An 18,668-nucleotide genomic window follows, 5' to 3' on the forward strand; every position below is an offset into this window, starting at 1 on the left:
TTGGCTCACCGCGGCGGAAGGGAGGCGAGATGAGACCGCACGCGTCGACTGAGCTGGGCTGCGCAACGGGTGTCGCGTACGAGCGCGGCAAGGTTGTGCCACACAATCTGGCGGATGTTCTCGGGTGTCGTCCGGTGGTGGCGTGCGAGTATCTGCTCCACGAGGGCGACGTTGCCGGGCAGCGGTTGGTCGGAGCTGCGGTCGCCGAAAGGGTGGTCGGTCTCGGTCAGGACACGGTCGAGGGGGATGGCCTCCAGCAGCGCGGTCTTGCGTACGGCGGAGGCGTTGAGGGAGAAGTAGCAGCCGAGGCTGACGGCACGGGTAGTCAGAGCCAGGTCGCCGAGCCACCAGTGGAGGACCATGCCGGGTACCGGGGCCTGTTCCAGTTCGTTGAGGACCTGCTCGCAGGCGGCGTAGCTGTGGATGCTGGCGATGCGCGGGGTGCGGGCGAGGATGTCGAGGACCCGGCGGAGGGTGGCCTGTTGGCGGTCCATCGGGACGCGGCTCTTGCCGTCGAGCCCGATCTCGCTGACCAGGGGGGTGCGGTCGATCAGCTGGGTGAAGGTGTCGGGGTCGAAGCCGGTGTGGCTGCGGGCGAGTCCGGGGTGGATGCCGACTCCCCAGATGATCCGGTCGTCGTGCCGCTGGACGGCTAGGGCGGCCTCGGTCAGGGAGCGGGTGGCGGCGAAGACGACGGCGCCCAGGCCGGCGAGGTCGTCGGCCGGAACGCTGGTGTCGATGTGCGCGTGCAGGTCCAGCGGCGGCAGTGCGCTCGTCCTCATGGGTACAGCAGCTCCAGTTCCGCGATGCCCCGCCTGCACAGCTCGTAGGCCTGGCGGGTGGGGTAGTCGGGGGGCAGGTTCAGGGTGGTGATGTCAGCTGGGCGCAGGCCGCGGGCGAGGAAGGTGCGTAGTGATGGTTCGACCGACTTGCTGTGCAGGTAGGTGTTCAGTTTCTCGTCGTGGCGGGTGTGGAGGTAGTCGGTCGAGTCTTCGAGCTGTGCCGCACGGAAGGAGGCCCGGCGCAGCAGGCAGCCGAAGCACACTCCGCAGTGGGTCCGCACGGGGATGCGGTGGCTGCGGTGTCCGGTGTGGGCGCAGGAGTGGGTGCGGCTGAGCAGCCGTGCGGCTGGGGCGGTGCCGACCAGTTCGGCGGCCTGGGTGAACATCTCGCCTTTGGTGTGGGTGGCGAAGGGGTTGTGGATGACGGCGTGGGCTCCGGCGTCGCTGGCGATGGCGGCCAGGGTCTGCAGGAAGAAGGGGTGGGTGGTGCGGGTGGACAGGGCGCCGCGCTGGTCGGCGGTGAGCGGCACGTTGAGGGATGCGAAGCCGTTCTCCGGGATCCACAGCGGTACCTTCTCCACCGCTGCGGCAGCAAGGCCCAGGGCGAGGAAGAGCAGGGAGCGGGTGCGGGTGGAGTACTCGTTGGGCAGTTTCTTGCCGGTGGGCTGACGGTTTTTGCGGGAGAAGCGCAGGGCTTGGTGGAGCTGCGGGGGTCCGTCGATGAGGTGGGCGATGTCGGCGGCGATGTTCCGCTGGATCGGTGCGAGGGTGGTGGCGCCGACGTGGGAGAGCAGCAGATGCTGGCCTGGGCCGAGGTCGTGGCGGGAGAGCAGGGCTCCGATCGCCGAGTCGGCGCCGCCGCTGAGCAGGACCACGCGCCGTACCCCGGGATGTGGTGTGTCGCGGACCGCTTCTTGCGGGGTGTCGGCGCGGCGGAAGCGGATCGACCACCGGTCGCCGGACAGGAATCCCAGGAGGGTTTCGAGCCGTTCGCTCAGCGCGTTCCAGCGGGCCGGGGCGTAGACGGGTACGTTCAGTTCGAAGGTGCGTTGTGTCCAGTTGGAGCGGGCGGCGCGGCGGGGTGTGGTGCGGTCGGCGGCATAGACCAGGGCGGCCAGGCGGACCAGTTCGATGTTGGGCTCGGGGACCGGGCCCAGTGCTCCCAGGCGTGGTCCGAGGGTGGAGACGAAGGAGCTGCCCGGGCCGGGGGGCCACCAGAACGGGGTGATGCCGGCGGGCTCGGGTCGTGAGGTGTCCGCGGCGTCCAGGTGCAAGGTGTAGGCGGGCATCAGGGCTCCATCCAGATGGACCGCATCGCGTCGATGCCCTCTTCGACGGCTCGGGTGATCTCGGCGGTGCTGGGGCCGGTGATCGTGAGGGAGGCCCGGCCTGCCAGGGCGCGCGCGGTCTCGCGCAGTTGGCGTTCGCCGTCGGCAGTGGCCCAGGCGGGACGGGAACCGTCATTCATCTTCGCTGCGGTCTCGCTGATGACCGCCTCGAAGATGATCAGGGCCAGGGTTTCCCGGACGACTTCTTCGGAGCTGGGGGGTGTGCTGTCGGTGCCGGCCTCCAGGACCCATTGGGCCACCTCGCTGGCGACGAAGCGACGTTCCTGGTCCTCGATGGTGCCGTCGGACAGCGGCCCGCAGGCGGCCTCCACGATCCGGCGGGTCCAGTCGATCGGGTCGCCGGCCGCGGCCCGCAGTTCCGCGTAGTTGAGGCCGAGTTCCTGCAGCGCCTGCACGTCGCCGGTGCGGTAGGCGTAGGCCGCGGCCGCGGCGCGGCCCGCCGTGCGGGAGGACTGGGTGATGGTGCGCTGTGCTCCTCCCCCGGTGCGGCCTCCTCCGGCGCCGCCTGCTCCTCCGCCGGGGCCGTCCGCGTGCCCGCCGGAGGGCCTGAACAGGCCGAGGGCAGGCATCAGTTGATCCGGGTTGAGGTTGTGCGGGGGTCCACCGGGGCCGGAGCCGGCCAGAGCGTTGAGCCACTGTGTGACGTTGTGCTGCAGTTGTTTGCTGGCCGGTGTGCCGTTTCCGGTGTAGGAGCCTTTGGTGCCCATCAGGGACGGCTTCCTGTGTCCAGGGCCATCTCCAGGGTGCGCTTGATCCGGTCCGGGTCGGCCGGGGCATGACTCTTCCAGTGCTCCAGCACACTGCGGAAGGCGGCATTGGCCGGGAGGGCCAGGATGGTGGCCGGTTCCAGTTCACCGGCCGGGATGGACTGCAGGAGCCGGGCGGCCCGGTCGGTGGTGGCCGGGTAGGCGGTGGCGATGCGGATCAGGCCGCGTACGGCTGCGGTCTGTTCGGTTGGGCGGTCCCGGCCTGCCCGGCCGAGGTACTCGACCAGGCTCAGGGCGTCGTCCTCACCGAGCGCGGTGATGTCGGCGTCGGTCACCCGGCGCTGGTCAAAGCGCACCGTGGACAGCAGGTTGGCCGCGATGTCCCGCAGCCTGCCCGGCAGCCCGGCGTCGAGGAGTTGCTCGCCGGAGAACGCTGCCGCCAGGTAGAGGTAGGGGGCCAGGTCCACGGTCTCGAGGCCCGGGGGAAGTTTGGCCCATCGGATCAGTTCGTCCTCGAAGGCCACCGGCTCGGTCTCGTCCGCATCCGGCGCCGGGTTCTGCTCTTCCTCCGAGGATTCGGCGTCATCGGGTGTGGAGGGCTCCGGCGCGGGCCGGCCGGCGGCTGCTTCCAGCTTGGTCATACGTGAACGCAGTTCGCCGCGGGCCAGCCAGCCCAGGACGGTGGTGAAGGCGTCGGGCAGAAGCTTCTCCAGCACCATGAGCTTGGCCACGATGTCCGGTTCGAGCACGATGCCGCGATGGCCGGCGACGGACTGACGTACCCGCAGGTCGTTGAGGAAGCGCTTGATGCGGCGGGGGCTGCCTTGGAGCTTCTCGTAGAGGATCGGCGTCATCCGTGAGGCAAAGGCCAGTTCGGCGGAGATGTCATTGCCGTCCACGGCTGCGGCCAGGTCGTCGAGCAGACCCTTCTCCCGCCGGAGGAGTACACAGGCGTCGATGTAGGGGGTGAGCCCTTCGACAGGCAGGCGCTGGGAGAGCTGCAGCAGGACGAGGAACGCCTCGGTGTCGAAGCGGCTCAGAGTGGGCAGCGGCACCGTTGTCTGCACGATCTTGTGCAGGTAGAGGCCGGCGGGTTCCTCGAAGTACCGCTCGCCTGCACCTTGCTGCCCGTTGCCGGGATCGGGGAAGCGGACCCGCAGAGCATCGGCCACCCGGTGCTCGTCGGCGGCAACGACGAACGCCATCTTCGGCACCGCCAGAAACAGCCGGATGGTCTCCAGCGTGTCTACGACCGTTTCGGGCAAGCAGCGATCGAGATCGTCGACGAGCACGACCACCCGCCTGAGATGTCTGAGCTCCGCAGACTCCATCAGTGTGCGGAACTCGCTGCGGAACTCCTCAAGCCCTCGTGAAGGAGGGTCTGTTGCGTCGGCGTCCTGGTTGTCCGGCTCGGTGTTGATCAGGCTGGTGAGATCGTCGACGGACGGCAGTTGCAGGGTCAGTGACGTCCTTGCCGCCAGTTGGAGCGCCTTGGCCCAGTCGACCCGCTTCCTCAGCTTGGTCAGTAGTACCCTGGTGCGGCTCGGGGGCTGGTCCGGTTCTTCTCTGCTGGCGAGTTCGGCGGCGACGGCGGTGAGCACCTCGCCGATCAGCGTTTCCTTGGCGCCGACCCCAGGGTCGTAGCGCCACGGATCCGTACTGATCACGAGAACGGTCGTGTCTGTCTCGGGGGGCTGCGGGGCAAGCGCATCCTCGATCAGGCGGAGCACCGTGGTCTTGCCGCTCCCCCAGGCACCCGATACCCCCACGGTCACCGGATCAAGGGCGTCATCGAGCACAGCCTGGACCACGGTCTTGGCCACCGCGTCGAAGGACAGCAGATCCAGGCGTGTCGGCTCGTCCGACCACAGCCGTGAAGACACACCGCTCATGCCATCCCCCAGCCTGCGACGCCTTCGTCGCAGTCAGCCCTCTTGCCGAATCACCACGCACCCGACTGATCCCGAATGTGTAGCGAACGCACACGATAACTCTCGAATCCCCCTCAACAACAGCAACAGACACATTCGTTGCCGGCATCTGCCGGGACACCAAGAACGTCCCCCCGCTCCGCAGGCGCATCCCAGCGCCCTGATGAACCGCCGGCCCCCAGGGGTTGGGTGGACCCACCCGTGCTAGTCAGCCGTCCCGGCGCGCACCACCACGCGCCCTCCTCGCGGCGGTGTGCCTTGGTCCCTGGAGGGCCTCACGGACCGCCGCTGAGGCGACCGGCAGCCCTCTCCCGCGCTCCGGAGAACAGCACCAGCGTCTCAAGGTGGCCGGCGCGCAATACCTGCACACACGCACCGGCCGGTCAGATCGTGTCGCCCTCCGCGGCCTGCCAGCCGAACGGGTCCGTGTGCTCGATGTCGTCCGTCCAGTAGCCGTACCGGTCGCCGAGTACCGACAGCAGTGCCTGAGGGTCGAGCGCGCCGGGGCGGACGGCGAGGCCTAGGCTGCGCGCGGTGCTCACGGCAGCTGCGGACAGGTGTGAGCGCAGGGCTTGTTCGGTGAATGCCTGGGCAGGAACAGGCGGGTCGTCGGGGTGCTCGGGGGCCTGCATGGCGGCGAGGATGCGGGCTCGGTGTTTCTTGAAATCGCCCGGGGAGGGGCGCAGGCCCTGCTGCTGGGCGCGATGGTTTCCGGCGGCGTTGGCGATGGCGGTCAGCAGGTGCCAGTCGCGCCACCCTTCCTGCCTCAACTGCGTGGCCGTACGCCGGAAGCCGGGGTCCGCGGCCAGGCGGGGAAGGGTGTAGCGCACGATGGGGAGCAGGTTGGCATAGCGGTTGCGGACGGTGCCGAGGGCTGTCTCGTGCTCGTAGCCGGGCCCAGGCCCGGTCCGGGCCGGCAGGGCAGCCGGTTTCGCCTGGCCGCGCGGCGTGCCTGCTCCGACGGCCGGGTCGGCGAGCGCAGCCATCGTCTGGTAGTCGCCGACTCTCAGGAAGTCGGCCAGTTCGTCGTAGGGGCGGCCGACGAAGAGCTTGTGCCAGAGGCCGCCGGCGAGCGTCTCTTCGACGAGGTGCATGAATGCCTCATCGGAGAGCAGTGACTGGGAGAGCACCACCTTGACGAGGGCGGTAAGGAGACGGGACGGTTCTGTTTCCAGGTCCGCGGGGGCGGTTGTGGGCAGGCGCAGCCTCCACCGGTTGGTGTCACGGTCGGTGCTCTGGTCGCAGACGGCGGGCTGGTCGTGGGGCAGGGTGGCGTCTGCGCGGATCTCGACGCTCAGGCTGCCGGGCAGGAACAGCGGGTCCCCTATGGCGAGTTCACCGAGGAACACCTGGAGTGCTGCGGTGTAGCGTTCCGCGGCCAGCACCGACAGCCGTTCGTTCGGGCAGATGATCTCCCAGTCGACGCCGAGCGCCTTCCAGACATGGCGGCGTGTGCGGCCTGCGTCGCTAAAGGGCCGTCCCACGCCGTGGGTGTCGGCCTCCTCGGCGTACGCCTCTTCGGTTGCTGTGGGGTCGTCGGCGGTCGGGGCGAGCAGGTCGTCGATGACGGTGTCGATGCCCACCGAGGCGGTAATCTCGCGGAGCAGGGGGACGAAGCCGGGCCGCACTGCGCCAGCTATGCGCAGGGTGAGCGCCTGGTCGGCCATCATCTCCCAGACGTACGGGTAGCGTTCGTTGTTGTACGGCTCGTCGCAGTAGGCGTTCTGTGCCATGAGGCCGATGCAGGACAGGTGGGTGGCGGAGATCCAGTTTCCGGCCTGGCGGTCGTACTGGGCGGCGAGGATGATGCCGCGGGGGATGAATCGGCTGAGCTCCGGGGCGGGTGCGGACTTTGCGGCGGTGGCGGCTGCGAGCGCGTACTGCTTGGCGGCGATGGGCAGGCCGAGTTCGCTGTAGAGGCGCGCGCACAGCAGCAGCATGATCAGGCCGCCCTCGAGGGTGTCGCCGCGCAGCCAGTTGGCCTTGGCTTCGTGGATCTCCTGAAGTGCGTGCGGAATGCGACCGCTCTTGATCAGGGCGTGGCCCCGGGACTGGGCGCGTTCGCCTCGTGCGGTCTGGCCGGTGACCCGGTCGGTTGCCTGATCGAGCAGGTCACGGACCTCCCGGTACAGCGGGTGGTCCACCAGCACGGGGGTGAGGTAGTCGAAGAGGTCGGCAGTGTGCTCGATGGGGAACAGCGGCGCATTGTCCAGGTGGCGGCCCAGCCGCAGCAGGATACGCATGCCGGTGTCGAGGTCCGTGAGCGGTGGCCCCGTCTGCAGGGCAGGTATCGGTTCACCGGCTTCCACCGCTTCGACGACGGATGCGGTGACCTCCGCGACGGTCTGCAGGTCCTCGGGCACGGATTCGAGGTGGGCGGTCGTCATGTCGGTGTGCAGGGCCAGGCGGGCCCGCATGGCCAGCAGATGAGCCATGGCGTTGGCGGGCGGGTCCGCGTCCAGCAGGCGGTCGATCTTGTCTGCCAGCAGGCGCTGCCAGCCGCACAGGTCCTCTACGGTCAGCGCGGTGAGGCGGCGCACCAACGCCCCGAATCCGTATCCGAGGAGCACAACGGCGTCCTCGAGGATTCCGGGGTCGGTGAGGGTGTCGTCGGCGGTGACCGTGTCGAAGAAGTCGCGGGCCAGTTGGTCCGTCGGGTGCATGTCGCCGAGGCCGCGCAGAGTGGCCACGACAATCTCGTAGCGGGCGCGCAGGGCGGTGTGCTCTCCCGCTGCGGCGGCCAGCAGGGCACGTGCGTGGCCGATCCATTCCGGCAGATCGGCCCGGGCCTCGTCGTGGAAGGTGGCGTGGCGCAGCGGGCCCCGCAGGTCCACCAGGTCGCCCAGGGTGCGGGCCGGCTCGTCGTTGGCCTGCCATCGCTGGCGGGCTTCGACATACCAGTCGGGCAGTTCACCGGCTCCGTCCGGGCGCGGTGGAGCGAGGTCGGAGGGCAGGTGGAGGTACTGGACGGCGAGGTAGAACAGGTCGTAGTCAGCGAGGTGGAGGGCGAGGGCGGCCGCGTCCCAGATCTCCAGTTCGACCTGGTGTGTCCGGGTGGCTTCGTCGATCAGGTCGTGCCGCTTCCTGGTGGGCACGGCGGTCACCGTGAAGTAGATGACGCGATCAACGGGGGTGCCCTGCTCGCAGATCGATGCCAGGTCCTTTCGGATCTTGCCGGGGATGTCGGCAGCCTGGATGGTGCAGGCCATCACCACCCGCTGGGTGGAGGCCAGCGACGCGAACAGGGACGTGCCGGGCAGCTCCCGGGGAATGTTGCTCCAGTGGCTTTCGGCGTCCCGGCCCTGGTCTCCGCCACTACTGACGGGGCCGGTCGCCGGCAGCAGATTGCTGGTGATCCTCCGGCGGGCCAGGCCCAGGCACAGGGCCTCGAACTCGTGGTGGCTGTTGCTCTCGCCGAGGATGCTCAAGGCGAAGCGGATACGCTTCTCGAGCTGGACGGCATCGTCACTCACGTCGTTCCCCCTGGTCTCGCTGCCGCAGTTACGCACGACCAGTGTCCAGTACCCCACTGACATCCCGGGGCCATGCACGCGTCTGCCGGTGCTGAGCGAACATGGGTTCAGCCGCCGGGCGCGTGCTCATGCGCGTCACGTACCGGCACCCGCGTGGGCTGAGTCTCAGCACCGCGCGGTGCGCAAGGATGGAGCAATGGCTGAGGACCCCGCTGACCCTGTTGCGCGCCCGGTACAGATCCCCGCGCGGATCCACGCAGTGGGGCCGGGCTGGCGGGGGCTGCTTGGAGCGTCTGCATGAACAGATCCGCGCGGTTTTCCCGGCTACCGTCTCCTCGATCTCAAGGAGAAGCTCGGCGGCCTGCGCGTCTACGTGGAAGGGCCGCCGGGCAGCGGCGACAGGCTGAGGAGCCTGATCCCTCTTGCCGAGGTGGAGGCGGAGCGCACCTGTGAGTTCTGCGGCGCACCCGGCCGCATCCGCACCCGCGACGACTGGCCGGGAGGATGGCGCAAGAGCGTGTGCGACAGCTGCCACAGCGACTGGTCGGCACGCCGCATCGTGATCGTTTGTGGTGTGGTGCGCAACCGCGGGTGAGGGCAGGCCGCTGCGGGCGCGTGCCGGTGACTGCTCATTCGCGTTGGCGGCCGGGCTGTGCCCGGGCGTGGACGGTGTGCTCGGTCAGGTGGGCGAGGACGGCGTGGTTGGCCTCCCAGCCGTCGGCGACCTTGGAGGCGGCTCCGGGGTGTGCGGGGTCGTTGGAGGGGTGGGCGTCGAGGAGTTCGGCGATGCCGGCGCGGGCCACGACGATGCAGGCGTGGCGGTGTCGTGAGGTGAGGACGCACAGGCGGCCGGCTTCCAGGTGGAAGGCGGAGGCGTCGCCTCGGCCGGAGAGTGGGTGCAGGACGATGGTGAGCCTGAATTCGCAGCCTTGGAGTCGGTTGGCGGTGTCGACGGTGACGCCGTGGAGTCGGGGGTACTGGCGGGCCAGGAGGGCGCGGATGTGGTGGGCCTGGCTGCGGTGGGCGGTGCCGATGGCGATGTCCCCCGGCTGCAGGACGTGGCCTTCGGGGTTTTCCTCGCAGGTGGTGGTGGCGCGCCGGGCCAGCAGCCGCTCGGCGATGCCGAGGACGGCCTGGAAGGCTTCGATGTCGTGCTGGCCGGTGATGCGGGCTGGTAGTTCGAACAGTGCCCATCCGGTTCGGGCGGCGTGTTCGATGACCTCGTCGGTAGGGGTACGCATGCCGCGGATGGAGAACGTGAGGGTGCGGTCGGCTTCACGGCTTCCGGCGTGGAAGGGCGTGAAGGGGTAGAAGGCGTCGCTGATCGGGGGGACGGCTGTGGGCGGCAGGCGCCAGGACACGGGCAGAAAGTGGACGGGCAGGTCGCGGTTGTTGCCGAGCAGGACGGCGACCGCGCTCTTCATGGGGTCGTGGGGCAGGCCTTGGAAGCGGTCGGTTTCGACTGCGGAGAAGGGGTCGAGTTGGCCGGGATCTCCGACGAAGAGGGCCCGGTCAAAGAGGCCGGCGGTCCACAAAAGCATGTCGGAACGCATCTGGTAGGCCTCGTCGATGATCGCCCATGGCCATCGGCGGTCGGTGACCGTGGCCCATTTCATGGCGGTTCCCACGATGACGTCGGCCGTCTTCTCGAGGGTTTCGATGCGGGTAGCGATACGGATGCCAGGATGTGCCTGCAGATCGTGCGGGACTGAGTGTTCCGTTGCGGTGAGCCGTGCGGTGCGCAGATGCGGGTGGTGCCGGGCGAGTCGTCGTACGAGTTGGTCGACCTGGCTGTTGGTCTGGGCGATGACGGGGCAGGGGGCGTTGGACTGCGCGAGGGCGTCGGCGGCTCGGGCGACCAGGGTGGATTTGCCGGCGCCGGGCGGGGAGTGCACGACGATTCCGCGGTGGGTGAGCGTGGGCAGTTGCTCCAGGATGGCGCGGGCGGCCGTATCCATCTGCTGCTGCGGCGAGGGCTGGTGGGGAGGGGTCACTGTGCTTCCTCGCCCTCGTCCGCGTCCTCGTCCGCGTCCTCGTCGCTGTCGTTCGGATGGTCGGCAGGAGGCCCGCCATGGGTCCAGGGGGTCTGTTCTCGTGAGGGAAATTCCGGCATCCGGTAGAAATCCGGTGCGATGGTGAACACGAGGAAGGCACCGGCTTCGGGCAGGACGTCGTAGGTGGGACGGTCGGCGTGGCCCATGCCTGCGGTGATCTCGAGTTCGACAAGAGTGTCGCCGTCGGCGGGAGCGATCTCGCAGACCTTATAGCCGGCCTTGCGGTAGGCGTGGCAGGTCAGGAGCTGGCCGGGTTCCATGCGCAGCGGGTCGGAGGTGGACACGGTGAACCGCGGCCGCCATTGTGGCCGTCCGGTGGGCCCTCGCAGGGTGTGCTTCGAGTCGATCGCGGTGACGGTGCCGCCGAAGGCTTCGCCGGTGGTGCGCAGTTCGGCTCGTGCGAAGGGGTCGTCGGCGGTGCGTTCGGCGGCGAAGACGGCTGCTGCGTGTTCCATGTGGGCCAGGCGGACGGCGGCGGCGACGGCTTGGTCGCGGGCCGGCCGGGGTCGTCCGTCCTGGGCCAGGTGCAGGCATTCGTCGGTGAATGCGGTGCGTTCGTGGTCCCAGCGGCGTGCGGTGCTCTTGGCTTCGGGAAGGGCCTGCAGGAGTGCGTAGGCCTGCCACATGAGGTCCCAGGTGGGCTGCAGGTAGGTGGCCAGCAGACGGTTGAGTTCTTGCAGGGTGCGGGTCTGCTCCTGGGCCAGGGCTTGTCGCCGGGCGCGGGCGTAGGCGTCGAACAGGGGCGCCATGTGGTCGTTGTCGAAGGCGGCGTCGGTGACCGGTCCCGCCGGGCGGTGGGTGGCCGGGTCTTCTGCTGCCAGTGCGGCGTCGCGTCCGGAGGCGGTGTGGCGGGGCGGGTCGATCCAGGCCAGCAGGGTGGCCAGGTCCTCGTCCTCGAGGGGGCTTTGGCCGCTGATCCAGTGCATGCCGAGGAGGCTGGTCATGGGGATGAGTGCGGCTGAGCCGGCCAGGTCGGCGCGGTCGGTGAGATAGGTGAGCCAGTGTCCCAGGCGCTGGACGGCCCGGGAGTCGGGATGGTGGTCGTCGGTGCTGCGGAACCTCAGGTCGGCTCCGAGGTCTTTCAGGTGCTGCACGGTCTGGGGGTTGGGGACGAGGATCTGGGGGGCGTCGGTGTAGCGGCGGCGGGCCGGCTTGCTGGAGGTGGCGGGCAGGTGTTCGCTGTGCCGCTGGCAGGCGTCGATGTAGGCGGTGACGGCGTCTGCCAGGGAAGCGAGCATGGGAGTGGTGCTGCCTGAGGGCGGGACGAGCAGGAGTTGGGGGCGGTGCGGGTCGGTGCCAAGCATGACGGCCAGCGGTCGTGCGGCGGGCCCGGTCTGTTTCAGCGCCAGCAGCATCAGCGGCTGGTCGCTGAGGTGGAGGTGGCGCAGTTGGCTGGCGCGTTGGGCGTTGCCGGTGGAGGCGGCGCGCATGCGCAGGAGTGAGGTGAGGCGGATCATGCGGTGTCCGTCTGGAGGTCTGCGTGGATGCGCTGTGCGTGGCGCAGGGCCTGGGTGAGGTCTTTCTGGCTCCGTGAGGGGTGCAGGTACCCGTCGGTGAGGGCCAGGGCCGTGGCGATGGTGTCGATTCCCGCGAGGTCGTCGCGGACTGCGGTGCCCAGGGCGGCGGGCTTGCCCTGGTTGCGGGCTTCGGTGCGGCAGTGGAAGGCCAGGTCGCAGTGGTGGCGGCAGCCGGGGGTGTAGTTGGGCCGCACGGTGGCGAGCGCGGCAACGAGTTCACCGCGGGGCCGGGTCGGTTTCTGGTCGAGGCCGGGCGCCAGGTCGAAGGTGGTCTCGAGGGGAACTTTGTCCAGCAGTTCGGGCAGGCGCCGCAGTCTGCCGAGGTGGCGGCTCAGGTTCTTGATCTGCTTGTGGGCGCTGAAGGGCGTGGCGGTGGGGTGGCGGGTGAAGTTGCGCGGGTTGACCAGGACCACGGTGTCGGAGACGCGCTCTGGCGGGAGACCGTCCTCGGCAAGGAGTTCACGCAGGGCCAGGACGTAGGCGGCGGCCTGGGTCAGCGCTGCGGTGGCCTTGATGGGGTCGGGCTGTCCGTGGATGACGGGGAAGGATTTGATCTCTACGACATAGAAGACGCCCTCGCGCTGGAAGGCGATGATGTCGGGTTCGAGGTAGGCCTGGTGGCCGGCGACAGTCAGACGCAGTACGGGGTGGTCGAGCAGGGTGCGGGGGTCCGACCTGCCGTGTGCTGCTCTGCGGATGCGGGAGCGGGTGTGGACGCGGCGCAGCCGCAGAGGGGACTTGTCGTCATCGCTGCCGACGCTGTTGACGTCCTCGTAGGACACCTCCGGCACGCTCAGGCCCAAGGCTTGGCGAAGCAGCGGCACCAGCGGGGCTCCGCCTTGGGCAGTGACCTTGCGTTCGAAGGCGAGGCCGTAGTCGAGGGCGAGCTGGGATTTTCTCAGCGGCCGCGGGAGGCTCAGATGGGCGGCGAGGGCGTCTTTGTCGATACCGGCCGCATCCAGCAGGGAGCGGCGCTCGCAGCTCGGATTGGCGGTCAGCGCCGCCAGGGTGCGTGCATTGTGCGGGATGGGCGCAGCGGTTCCGCGTAATACGCCCAGTCGTGCGTCGAGCGAGCTCACTGATTTCCTTGGCGGGACAGGGCAGCCGTGCTGGTTGCAGAGGCGGGTTTACGAAGTACGGCGCAAGCGGGCGGTGTTGCGCAGGATGTTGCCGAAGATCTGCTCCGCGTCGCCGAGTTGCTGCCGTGCGCGCTGGGCCGCTTCGGCGCGGGTGTCGGCGTCGTCGTCGGCGTGGATCTCCAGTTCCGCTGCGGCGGCCCGGCGCAGCGCGTCCAGGTCGAGCGGGCCCCGGGGGGCGTCGCCGTGGATGTTGCGGCTGTAGTGCAGCAGCAGCTGCTGGACAGGCTGCGGCATCCCGGCCTCGCCGGCGAGGTGTTCGGCAGCGTCCGCGAGCCGCAGGGCCGAGGTGAGGAAGTGGACGCGCTGGGTGAGCGGTCCCACCAGGCGCTGCTCCAGTGGCCAGGTGCTCAGGGCGAGCAGCGCGCGGGCCGGTGAGAGCAGATCGGAGGTCAGCGCAGGACAGATGTAGTAGGCGCGGCCGTAGGGGGCGGAGCGGAAGGAGCGTTCCTCGTCACGGCGCAGGGTGGTCATGCGTGCCGTGTTCAGCGGGGTGGAGAAGAACGCTTGGTGGACCTGGCTGAGCAGTTTGGGCGAGGCGGGGACGGTGAGCAGGGCGAGCGCCTGGTGGACCTGGTCGCGTACGGGCACGTCCTGGTTCGGCTCGACGACTGCCAGCGCGGGCTCCGGCCGGACCCCTGGCTGCACCTCCGGCTGGCCCGTGTCCGGGACCTCACTGATCCCGCACAGAACGTTCCACGCGTGTCGAGTGCGCGTCAACTCCTTGCCCAGGGAGTTCACTTGGGCGGTGTCGTGTTGTGTGAGCGCCTGCCGGAGCGCCTCTTGCAGCTGCTGCATGCGCTTCTCGAGTGCGACCAGATGCTCATCCATGCCCGCATGCTAGCAGCCACTCGGATATCCCAGTTTTACTCCAGGAAAATGTGAAGGCCGGCACCTGATGGATCTGGTCGCACACAGGCGGGAGCAGGTGGGGGCTCGGGCGACCGGAGGAGTGACCGTCGGCTGGGCCGCGTCCCGGGACATCGCGAGCTGCACAGAACGTCCCAGGCGTGCCGGGTGCGTGTCAAATCCGGACAGAGAAGGCGCACTTGGAAAGTATCGTGTGGCGTGAGCGCCCGCCGGACCGTCTCGTGCAGCTGCTGCATGCGCCCCTCGAGAGCGGTCATGCGTTCATCCATGCCCGGGACGCCAGCAGCAACTCGGGGCGCCCAGTTTTATTCCAGGGAATTTGGTGTACAGTCCCGGGCTCATAAGGCACCACCGGTGCCCTCCTACGCCTCGCTTCCCCAGAAGGGCGCACGACGGCATGAGACTGCTCCACACTTCCGACTGGCATTTAGGCCACGTCTTTCACGGGCACCCGCGCGAAGAGGACTTCGACGCCGTCCTGGCCGAGATCGTGGCCATCGCCCAGGAAAGCCGGCCGGATCTGATCGTCCACAGCGGCGATCTGTTCCACCATTCCCGTCCCACCATCCGGGCCATGTCGCGCGCCATGGACACCCTGATCGAACTCGCCGCCATCGCCCCCACCGTGGTCCTGGCCGGCAACCACGACTCCCCCGCGTACTTCGAGTTCTTCGGCTCCATGAACGGCCCCTTGCGGGGCCGGGGCCTGTTCTTCGCCGACCGGTTCCGCCCCGCGGACGACGGCGGTGTCCTCACCTTCGACGCCTGCGGCGGTCAGCAGCGAATCCGCCTGGCAGTCCTGCCGTTCGTGCATCCGAACCGCTTCTGGCAGCACTCCGCGACCGGCACGTCGTACGCCGACTACGCCGAGGGGATGCGCGAGCTGCAGGCGGAGCTGATGAGGGCCATGCACGAGGGGTACGACCCCGACCGGGACATCCTGCTGTTCGCAGCCCACGTGTACGTCACCGGCGCCAAACGCTCCCCGAGCGAACGGGCCGTGGACGACGGCTTCGAAACCGGCCCCGAGAATCTTCCGGAGGTTTCCTACGCCGCCCTCGGGCACATCCATCGCCCGCAAATAGTACGGGGCGCCAAGTCCACCGCCCGCTACGCCGGGAGTCCGCTCGCCATGGACTTCGGCGAAGCCGACGAATCCAAGAGCGTTGTGATCGTCGACGCCGACCCCGGACGACCGGTCCGGGCCCTGCCTCGCCGGCTCTCGAGCGGACGGCGCCTGACGCAGTTCACCGGAACCCTCGACGAACTCAGGACCTTCTCTGCCGAGTACGACGGGACCTTCCTCAAACCGGTGATCACCGGCGAGGAACCCGACGCGTTCCTCAGCCACAAGATCGCCGAGATCGTCCCGGACGCGATCCTCGTCAATCCCGCACCGGCACGGGAGGCGGCCGCCGACGCTGTCATGGACGGTGATCCCGGCGAGGAGCCGGGGCTCCCCGACGCCTTCCGCGCCTACCTGGCATCCGAGGGGCTGAGCGGCGCTGCCGCGGAGTCCACCGTCACTGCATTCACCCACCTGCTCAACGAGCTCGACGACGAGACGCTGCCCCCGGTCCTGGCCGAGGAAATGCTCCGCGCTGCGCTGGAAAACACCTGGACGGAGGCGTCGTGAAGCCCAGCCGGCTCATCGTCAGCGGAATGCGCAGTTACCCCGGCACCTGCACCATCGACTTCACCGGGAAGCGCCGGTTCGCCATCCTGGGCCGTACCGGCGCCGGCAAGTCCACTGTCCTTGAGGGGTTCACCTTCGGCTTGTACGGGGCGAGTTCGTGGTCGAGCAAACCCGAGGAAGCCTACGAGCTGATCAGCACCGGCAGCCCCAGCATGCACGTGACGTTCGAGTTCTCCGTGAACGGCCGCCCGTGGCGGGTGCGGCGCACCCTGTATGCAAACCGCAGGAAGCCGCAGGCTGTTCTGGAGTCCATGGCCGAAGGCGGCGCCGACCTGCGGGTCGACAACATGCGCGCGGTGACAGAAGCCGTCACCCAGCTCATCGGGCTGGACTGGAGGGGCTTTGTCAGTACGGTCCTGCTGCCCCAGGGGAAGTTCGACAACCTGCTCAAGGCGAACAGGGGCGACCGCGCCGACATCCTGCGGCATGTCTTCGGCATCAACGAACTGGAACGTGTCCGCAAGCACGCCGGCGTTCGACTGGAGCGCTTGAGCGCGGGCATCCTCGACGCCAGGAGTGCCCGGGCGGACCTCCTGCGAGACCCCCATGCCGTCGCCACACAGGCGGCGCTGGGTGTGGAGCGTACGCGTGGCATCGTGGCCAGCCGGCGCGAGCGGCTGGCCGCTCTGCGCGCGGCACAAGGGCGGGCCGTCGCACATAAGCACCGCAAGGCCGCTCTGGACAAGGCGGCACGGCTGCTGCGTGAGCGCAGCGTCCCGGATGCGGCTGTCACCCTGGCCACGCTGGCCAAGGTGAAGACGGAGATCGATGCCGAAGCCGCAGCGCAGGAGGCGGCCGGACGCGATCTGAGCCTGAAGCTGGACGCGGCGCAGGCCGCGCTGGAGGCGGCCACGCAGGCCGGTGACACGGTCCGGTCCCTGTCCGGTGCGGTGACTGTGCTGTCCGGCCTACCGCGCCGTACAGCCGGTTTGGACACCCTGATGCAGCGGCTTGAACAGGAGCAGCTGCAGCACGGCGAACATGAGCAGGAGCACACGCAAGCACAGCAGGGGCTGGCCGAACACGAGCAGCGCCTGGCGGTTCTCGTCGAGGAAGCCGATCTGGCACAGCATGCCGTCACCCAGGCCCGCGCACACACCGACCAGATCCAGGAGGTCGTCCGGGGCCCGCTGCAGGAGGCCACCGCCGCGGCGGCACATCTGCAGTCGGCCAACACGGCGCTCGCAACAGTCGAGGAGCAGCGTGGCCGCGTCGACAGGCTCGAAACTGAGCTACGTCAACTGCGCGGGGCACGGGAAGAAGCCGAGGAGGCACTTGCTGCGGCGCAGCGCGGCGAAGCCGCCCACACGGCGGGTTCCGCTCTGGCGCCAGGGGACGCCTGCCCGGTCTGCATCCGGCCCCTCCCGACCGACTTCACTCCCCCCTCCCCCCTGGACGGCAAGGCGCTTGGCAAAGCCAGAGGTCGGCTCACCAAATCCTCGAAAGCCGTGAACACAGCCGTAACCGCCGCGGCGGAGGCAACAGCCCAGCTGAGCGCAACCGAGCAGACGGCCCAGAAGCACCAGCTTGCACATCTGGCCGCCCTCGAGCGCATGGACACTTCACTGCTTCAGCTGCAGGAGTTGGTCGACACGATGCGGCCGAACGTCGTGCCGGGCGTGGCCACGACTCTGGACACGCTGAGCCGGCAGACGGCCGCGCAGGCGCGTTCCCTCGCGGGCAGCGACCCCAAGAACCGGGCCCAGATCACCCGTGCGGTCAAGACACTCGTCAAGCCGCTGCGCGACACGGAAGCAGAAACGCTCGCAGCCCACACGAGCGCCCAGGCAGAGCTGGCGACCGCGCAGGCCGAGCAGGAGGCGGCCGGGGCCGACCTCAAACGCCAGCGCGGCCGCTTGCAGCGCGAACGCAAACGGCTGGAGAAGACCCAACTTCAGTACGAGAGCGACCTGCAGACACTACTGACCGAGGTCACCGGCCTCCCGGCCTCGATACGCCCCACCCAGGACACATCACAGGACCTCCCCTCCCCGAAGGACATCGCCTCAGCGCTGGAGACAGCCGGTCAGCGCCTCGCACAGATCGAACAGACAGCACAGGCACGTGACGAAGCACAGCAGGCCCTCACCGAGCACACCGAGCACCGGCAGGCCCTGGACGGACGCCGCCGGCGCAAGGTGGAGACTCCCACCCGCAATCTCATCAAGAAGCTGGAGCGTTGGGCGGACGCCGCCACTGACGCCGAAAGTCTCCTTGCCAGCGAGGCGCCCAAGGAACTGCCTCCTGCCCCGGACGGATCCGACCTGGCCTTCGTCGACGCCTACTACCAGGCCCTCGTCGCCCTGAGCTGGCATCTGGCGGGCGCACTGAAACAATCCGGGCAGCGAGCCACGGACGCAATCCACGCGTTCGAGAAGGACCTCACCCTCCAAGCCGGGGCCGCCGCCGACGCAACCGATCACGACCCGGGCTTCCCGGTGCCGGAGAAGAGCGACCTGCTGGCACCCGCCCTTCTCGACCCGCTCAGCCGCAAGACGAGCGACGCGGAAGCAGCGCACGACAAGGCCAAGTCCGACCTGCGTACCGCGCAGTCCCAAATCCCCTACGCCGAGGCACTGGATGCTGCCATCACCGCCGCGGATGAACAGGCCGCAGTGTGGAGGAGAGTGAGGGACCAGCTCACCGACACGAAGTTCCTCACCTATCTCACAGATCAGCGCACCCATGCGCTGCTCCGCTACGGGAGCCGGATCCTCCAGCAGATCTCCACCGGGCTCTATGGGTTCACCGAGGACTTCAAGATCGTGGAGTCCGCCACGAATCTCACGCGCGGCCGAGAAACTCTCTCCGGCGGGGAGAAATTCCAGACCTCCCTCGCGCTGGCACTGGCATTCGTGGAACTTCACAACCGCAGCAACAGCAAGCTGGAGAGCCTGTTTTTGGACGAAGGGTTCGGCTCGCTGGACTCCGACCGCCTGGAGGCCACCCTTCCCGTCCTGAGCAACGCTGCAATCCAGGACAAGACCCTCGCGGTCATCAGCCACCTGTATCCGGTAGCCGACGCCGTCGAAGACGTGCTGTTCGTCGAAAAGACCGCCCAGGGCTCCACAGCCACCTGGCTCACGGCGCAAGAACGCGCCACGATCATCCGCGACGGGATCCGGCGCATGCTGGAACACGCCTGAGCAACAC

The 18,668-nt window shown here is 68.9% G+C and carries 12 protein-coding genes; 3 read left to right on the forward strand and 9 right to left on the reverse strand.

Annotation, left to right across the window (positions count from 1 at the left end):
- Window positions 1-5: 5 nt before the first annotated feature.
- The 5 genes from ACIF9R_RS33680 to ACIF9R_RS33700 form a co-directional block, all read right to left on the reverse strand.
- Window positions 6-782, reverse strand: a complete 777-nt coding sequence (locus tag ACIF9R_RS33680; protein ID WP_399986218.1) for a TatD family hydrolase — start codon at window positions 780-782, stop codon at window positions 6-8.
- The gene (locus ACIF9R_RS33685; RefSeq protein WP_399986219.1) at window positions 779-2,071 is read right to left on the reverse strand and encodes a hypothetical protein; all 1,293 of its coding nucleotides are present in this window, start codon (window positions 2,069-2,071) and stop codon (window positions 779-781) included. Before ACIF9R_RS33685 ends, ACIF9R_RS33680 begins: the two co-directional genes overlap by 4 nt.
- Window positions 2,071-2,838, reverse strand: coding sequence for a hypothetical protein (locus ACIF9R_RS33690; RefSeq protein ID WP_399986220.1), 768 nt, complete (start codon window positions 2,836-2,838; stop codon window positions 2,071-2,073). Before ACIF9R_RS33690 ends, ACIF9R_RS33685 begins: the two co-directional genes overlap by 1 nt.
- Window positions 2,838-4,730, reverse strand: a complete 1,893-nt coding sequence (locus ACIF9R_RS33695; RefSeq protein ID WP_399986221.1) for a P-loop NTPase fold protein — start codon at window positions 4,728-4,730, stop codon at window positions 2,838-2,840. Before ACIF9R_RS33695 ends, ACIF9R_RS33690 begins: the two co-directional genes overlap by 1 nt.
- Before the next feature lie 422 nt (window positions 4,731-5,152).
- On the reverse strand, window positions 5,153-8,242 hold the full coding sequence (locus ACIF9R_RS33700) for a hypothetical protein (protein ID WP_399986222.1): 3,090 nt from the start codon (window positions 8,240-8,242) through the stop codon (window positions 5,153-5,155).
- A gap of 373 nt (window positions 8,243-8,615) precedes the next feature.
- Between ACIF9R_RS33700 and ACIF9R_RS33705 the strand changes: the two genes are divergently transcribed.
- On the forward strand, window positions 8,616-8,837 hold the full coding sequence (locus ACIF9R_RS33705; RefSeq protein ID WP_399986223.1) for a hypothetical protein: 222 nt from the start codon (window positions 8,616-8,618) through the stop codon (window positions 8,835-8,837).
- A gap of 34 nt (window positions 8,838-8,871) precedes the next feature.
- Here the strand turns inward: ACIF9R_RS33705 and ACIF9R_RS33710 are convergent, their stop codons facing one another.
- The 4 genes from ACIF9R_RS33710 to ACIF9R_RS33725 are packed head-to-tail and all read right to left on the reverse strand — an operon-like array spanning window position 8,872 to window position 13,780.
- Window positions 8,872-10,236: an AAA domain-containing protein gene (locus tag ACIF9R_RS33710; protein WP_399986224.1), complete on the reverse strand. Its 1,365-nt coding sequence runs from the start codon at window positions 10,234-10,236 to the stop codon at window positions 8,872-8,874.
- The gene (locus tag ACIF9R_RS33715; protein ID WP_399986225.1) at window positions 10,233-11,753 is read right to left on the reverse strand and encodes a hypothetical protein; all 1,521 of its coding nucleotides are present in this window, start codon (window positions 11,751-11,753) and stop codon (window positions 10,233-10,235) included. Before ACIF9R_RS33715 ends, ACIF9R_RS33710 begins: the two co-directional genes overlap by 4 nt.
- Window positions 11,750-12,892, reverse strand: a complete 1,143-nt coding sequence (locus ACIF9R_RS33720; protein WP_399986226.1) for a hypothetical protein — start codon at window positions 12,890-12,892, stop codon at window positions 11,750-11,752. Before ACIF9R_RS33720 ends, ACIF9R_RS33715 begins: the two co-directional genes overlap by 4 nt.
- A 48-nt stretch (window positions 12,893-12,940) precedes the next feature.
- Window positions 12,941-13,780: a hypothetical protein gene (locus ACIF9R_RS33725; RefSeq protein ID WP_399986227.1), complete on the reverse strand. Its 840-nt coding sequence runs from the start codon at window positions 13,778-13,780 to the stop codon at window positions 12,941-12,943.
- A gap of 436 nt (window positions 13,781-14,216) precedes the next feature.
- Between ACIF9R_RS33725 and ACIF9R_RS33730 the strand changes: the two genes are divergently transcribed.
- Entirely contained in the window at window positions 14,217-15,455 is a 1,239-nt protein-coding gene (locus ACIF9R_RS33730; protein ID WP_399986228.1) for an exonuclease SbcCD subunit D, read from the forward strand.
- Entirely contained in the window at window positions 15,452-18,661 is a 3,210-nt protein-coding gene (locus tag ACIF9R_RS33735; protein WP_399986229.1) for an AAA family ATPase, read from the forward strand. The genes ACIF9R_RS33730 and ACIF9R_RS33735 overlap by 4 nt, the downstream gene beginning before the upstream one ends.
- The last annotated feature ends 7 nt before the right edge of the window (window positions 18,662-18,668 follow it).

It is taken from the genome of Streptomyces sp. NPDC086080, from assembly GCF_044540255.1.
Lineage (GTDB): Bacteria > Actinomycetota > Actinomycetes > Streptomycetales > Streptomycetaceae > Streptomyces.

Excerpts from the sequence above, each read along its gene's own strand:
- ACIF9R_RS33725 (WP_399986227.1), bottom strand. The coding sequence starts at position 13,780 with ATGGATGAGCATCTGGTCGCACTCGAGAAGCGCATGCAGCAGCTGCAA.
- ACIF9R_RS33690 (WP_399986220.1), bottom strand. The coding sequence starts at position 2,838 with ATGGGCACCAAAGGCTCCTACACCGGAAACGGCACACCGGCCAGCAAA.
- ACIF9R_RS33680 (WP_399986218.1), bottom strand. The coding sequence starts at position 782 with ATGAGGACGAGCGCACTGCCGCCGCTGGACCTGCACGCGCACATCGAC.
- ACIF9R_RS33695 (WP_399986221.1), bottom strand. The coding sequence starts at position 4,730 with ATGAGCGGTGTGTCTTCACGGCTGTGGTCGGACGAGCCGACACGCCTG.
- ACIF9R_RS33730 (WP_399986228.1), top strand. The coding sequence starts at position 14,217 with ATGAGACTGCTCCACACTTCCGACTGGCATTTAGGCCACGTCTTTCAC.
- ACIF9R_RS33715 (WP_399986225.1), bottom strand. The coding sequence starts at position 11,753 with ATGATCCGCCTCACCTCACTCCTGCGCATGCGCGCCGCCTCCACCGGC.
- ACIF9R_RS33685 (WP_399986219.1), bottom strand. The coding sequence starts at position 2,071 with ATGCCCGCCTACACCTTGCACCTGGACGCCGCGGACACCTCACGACCC.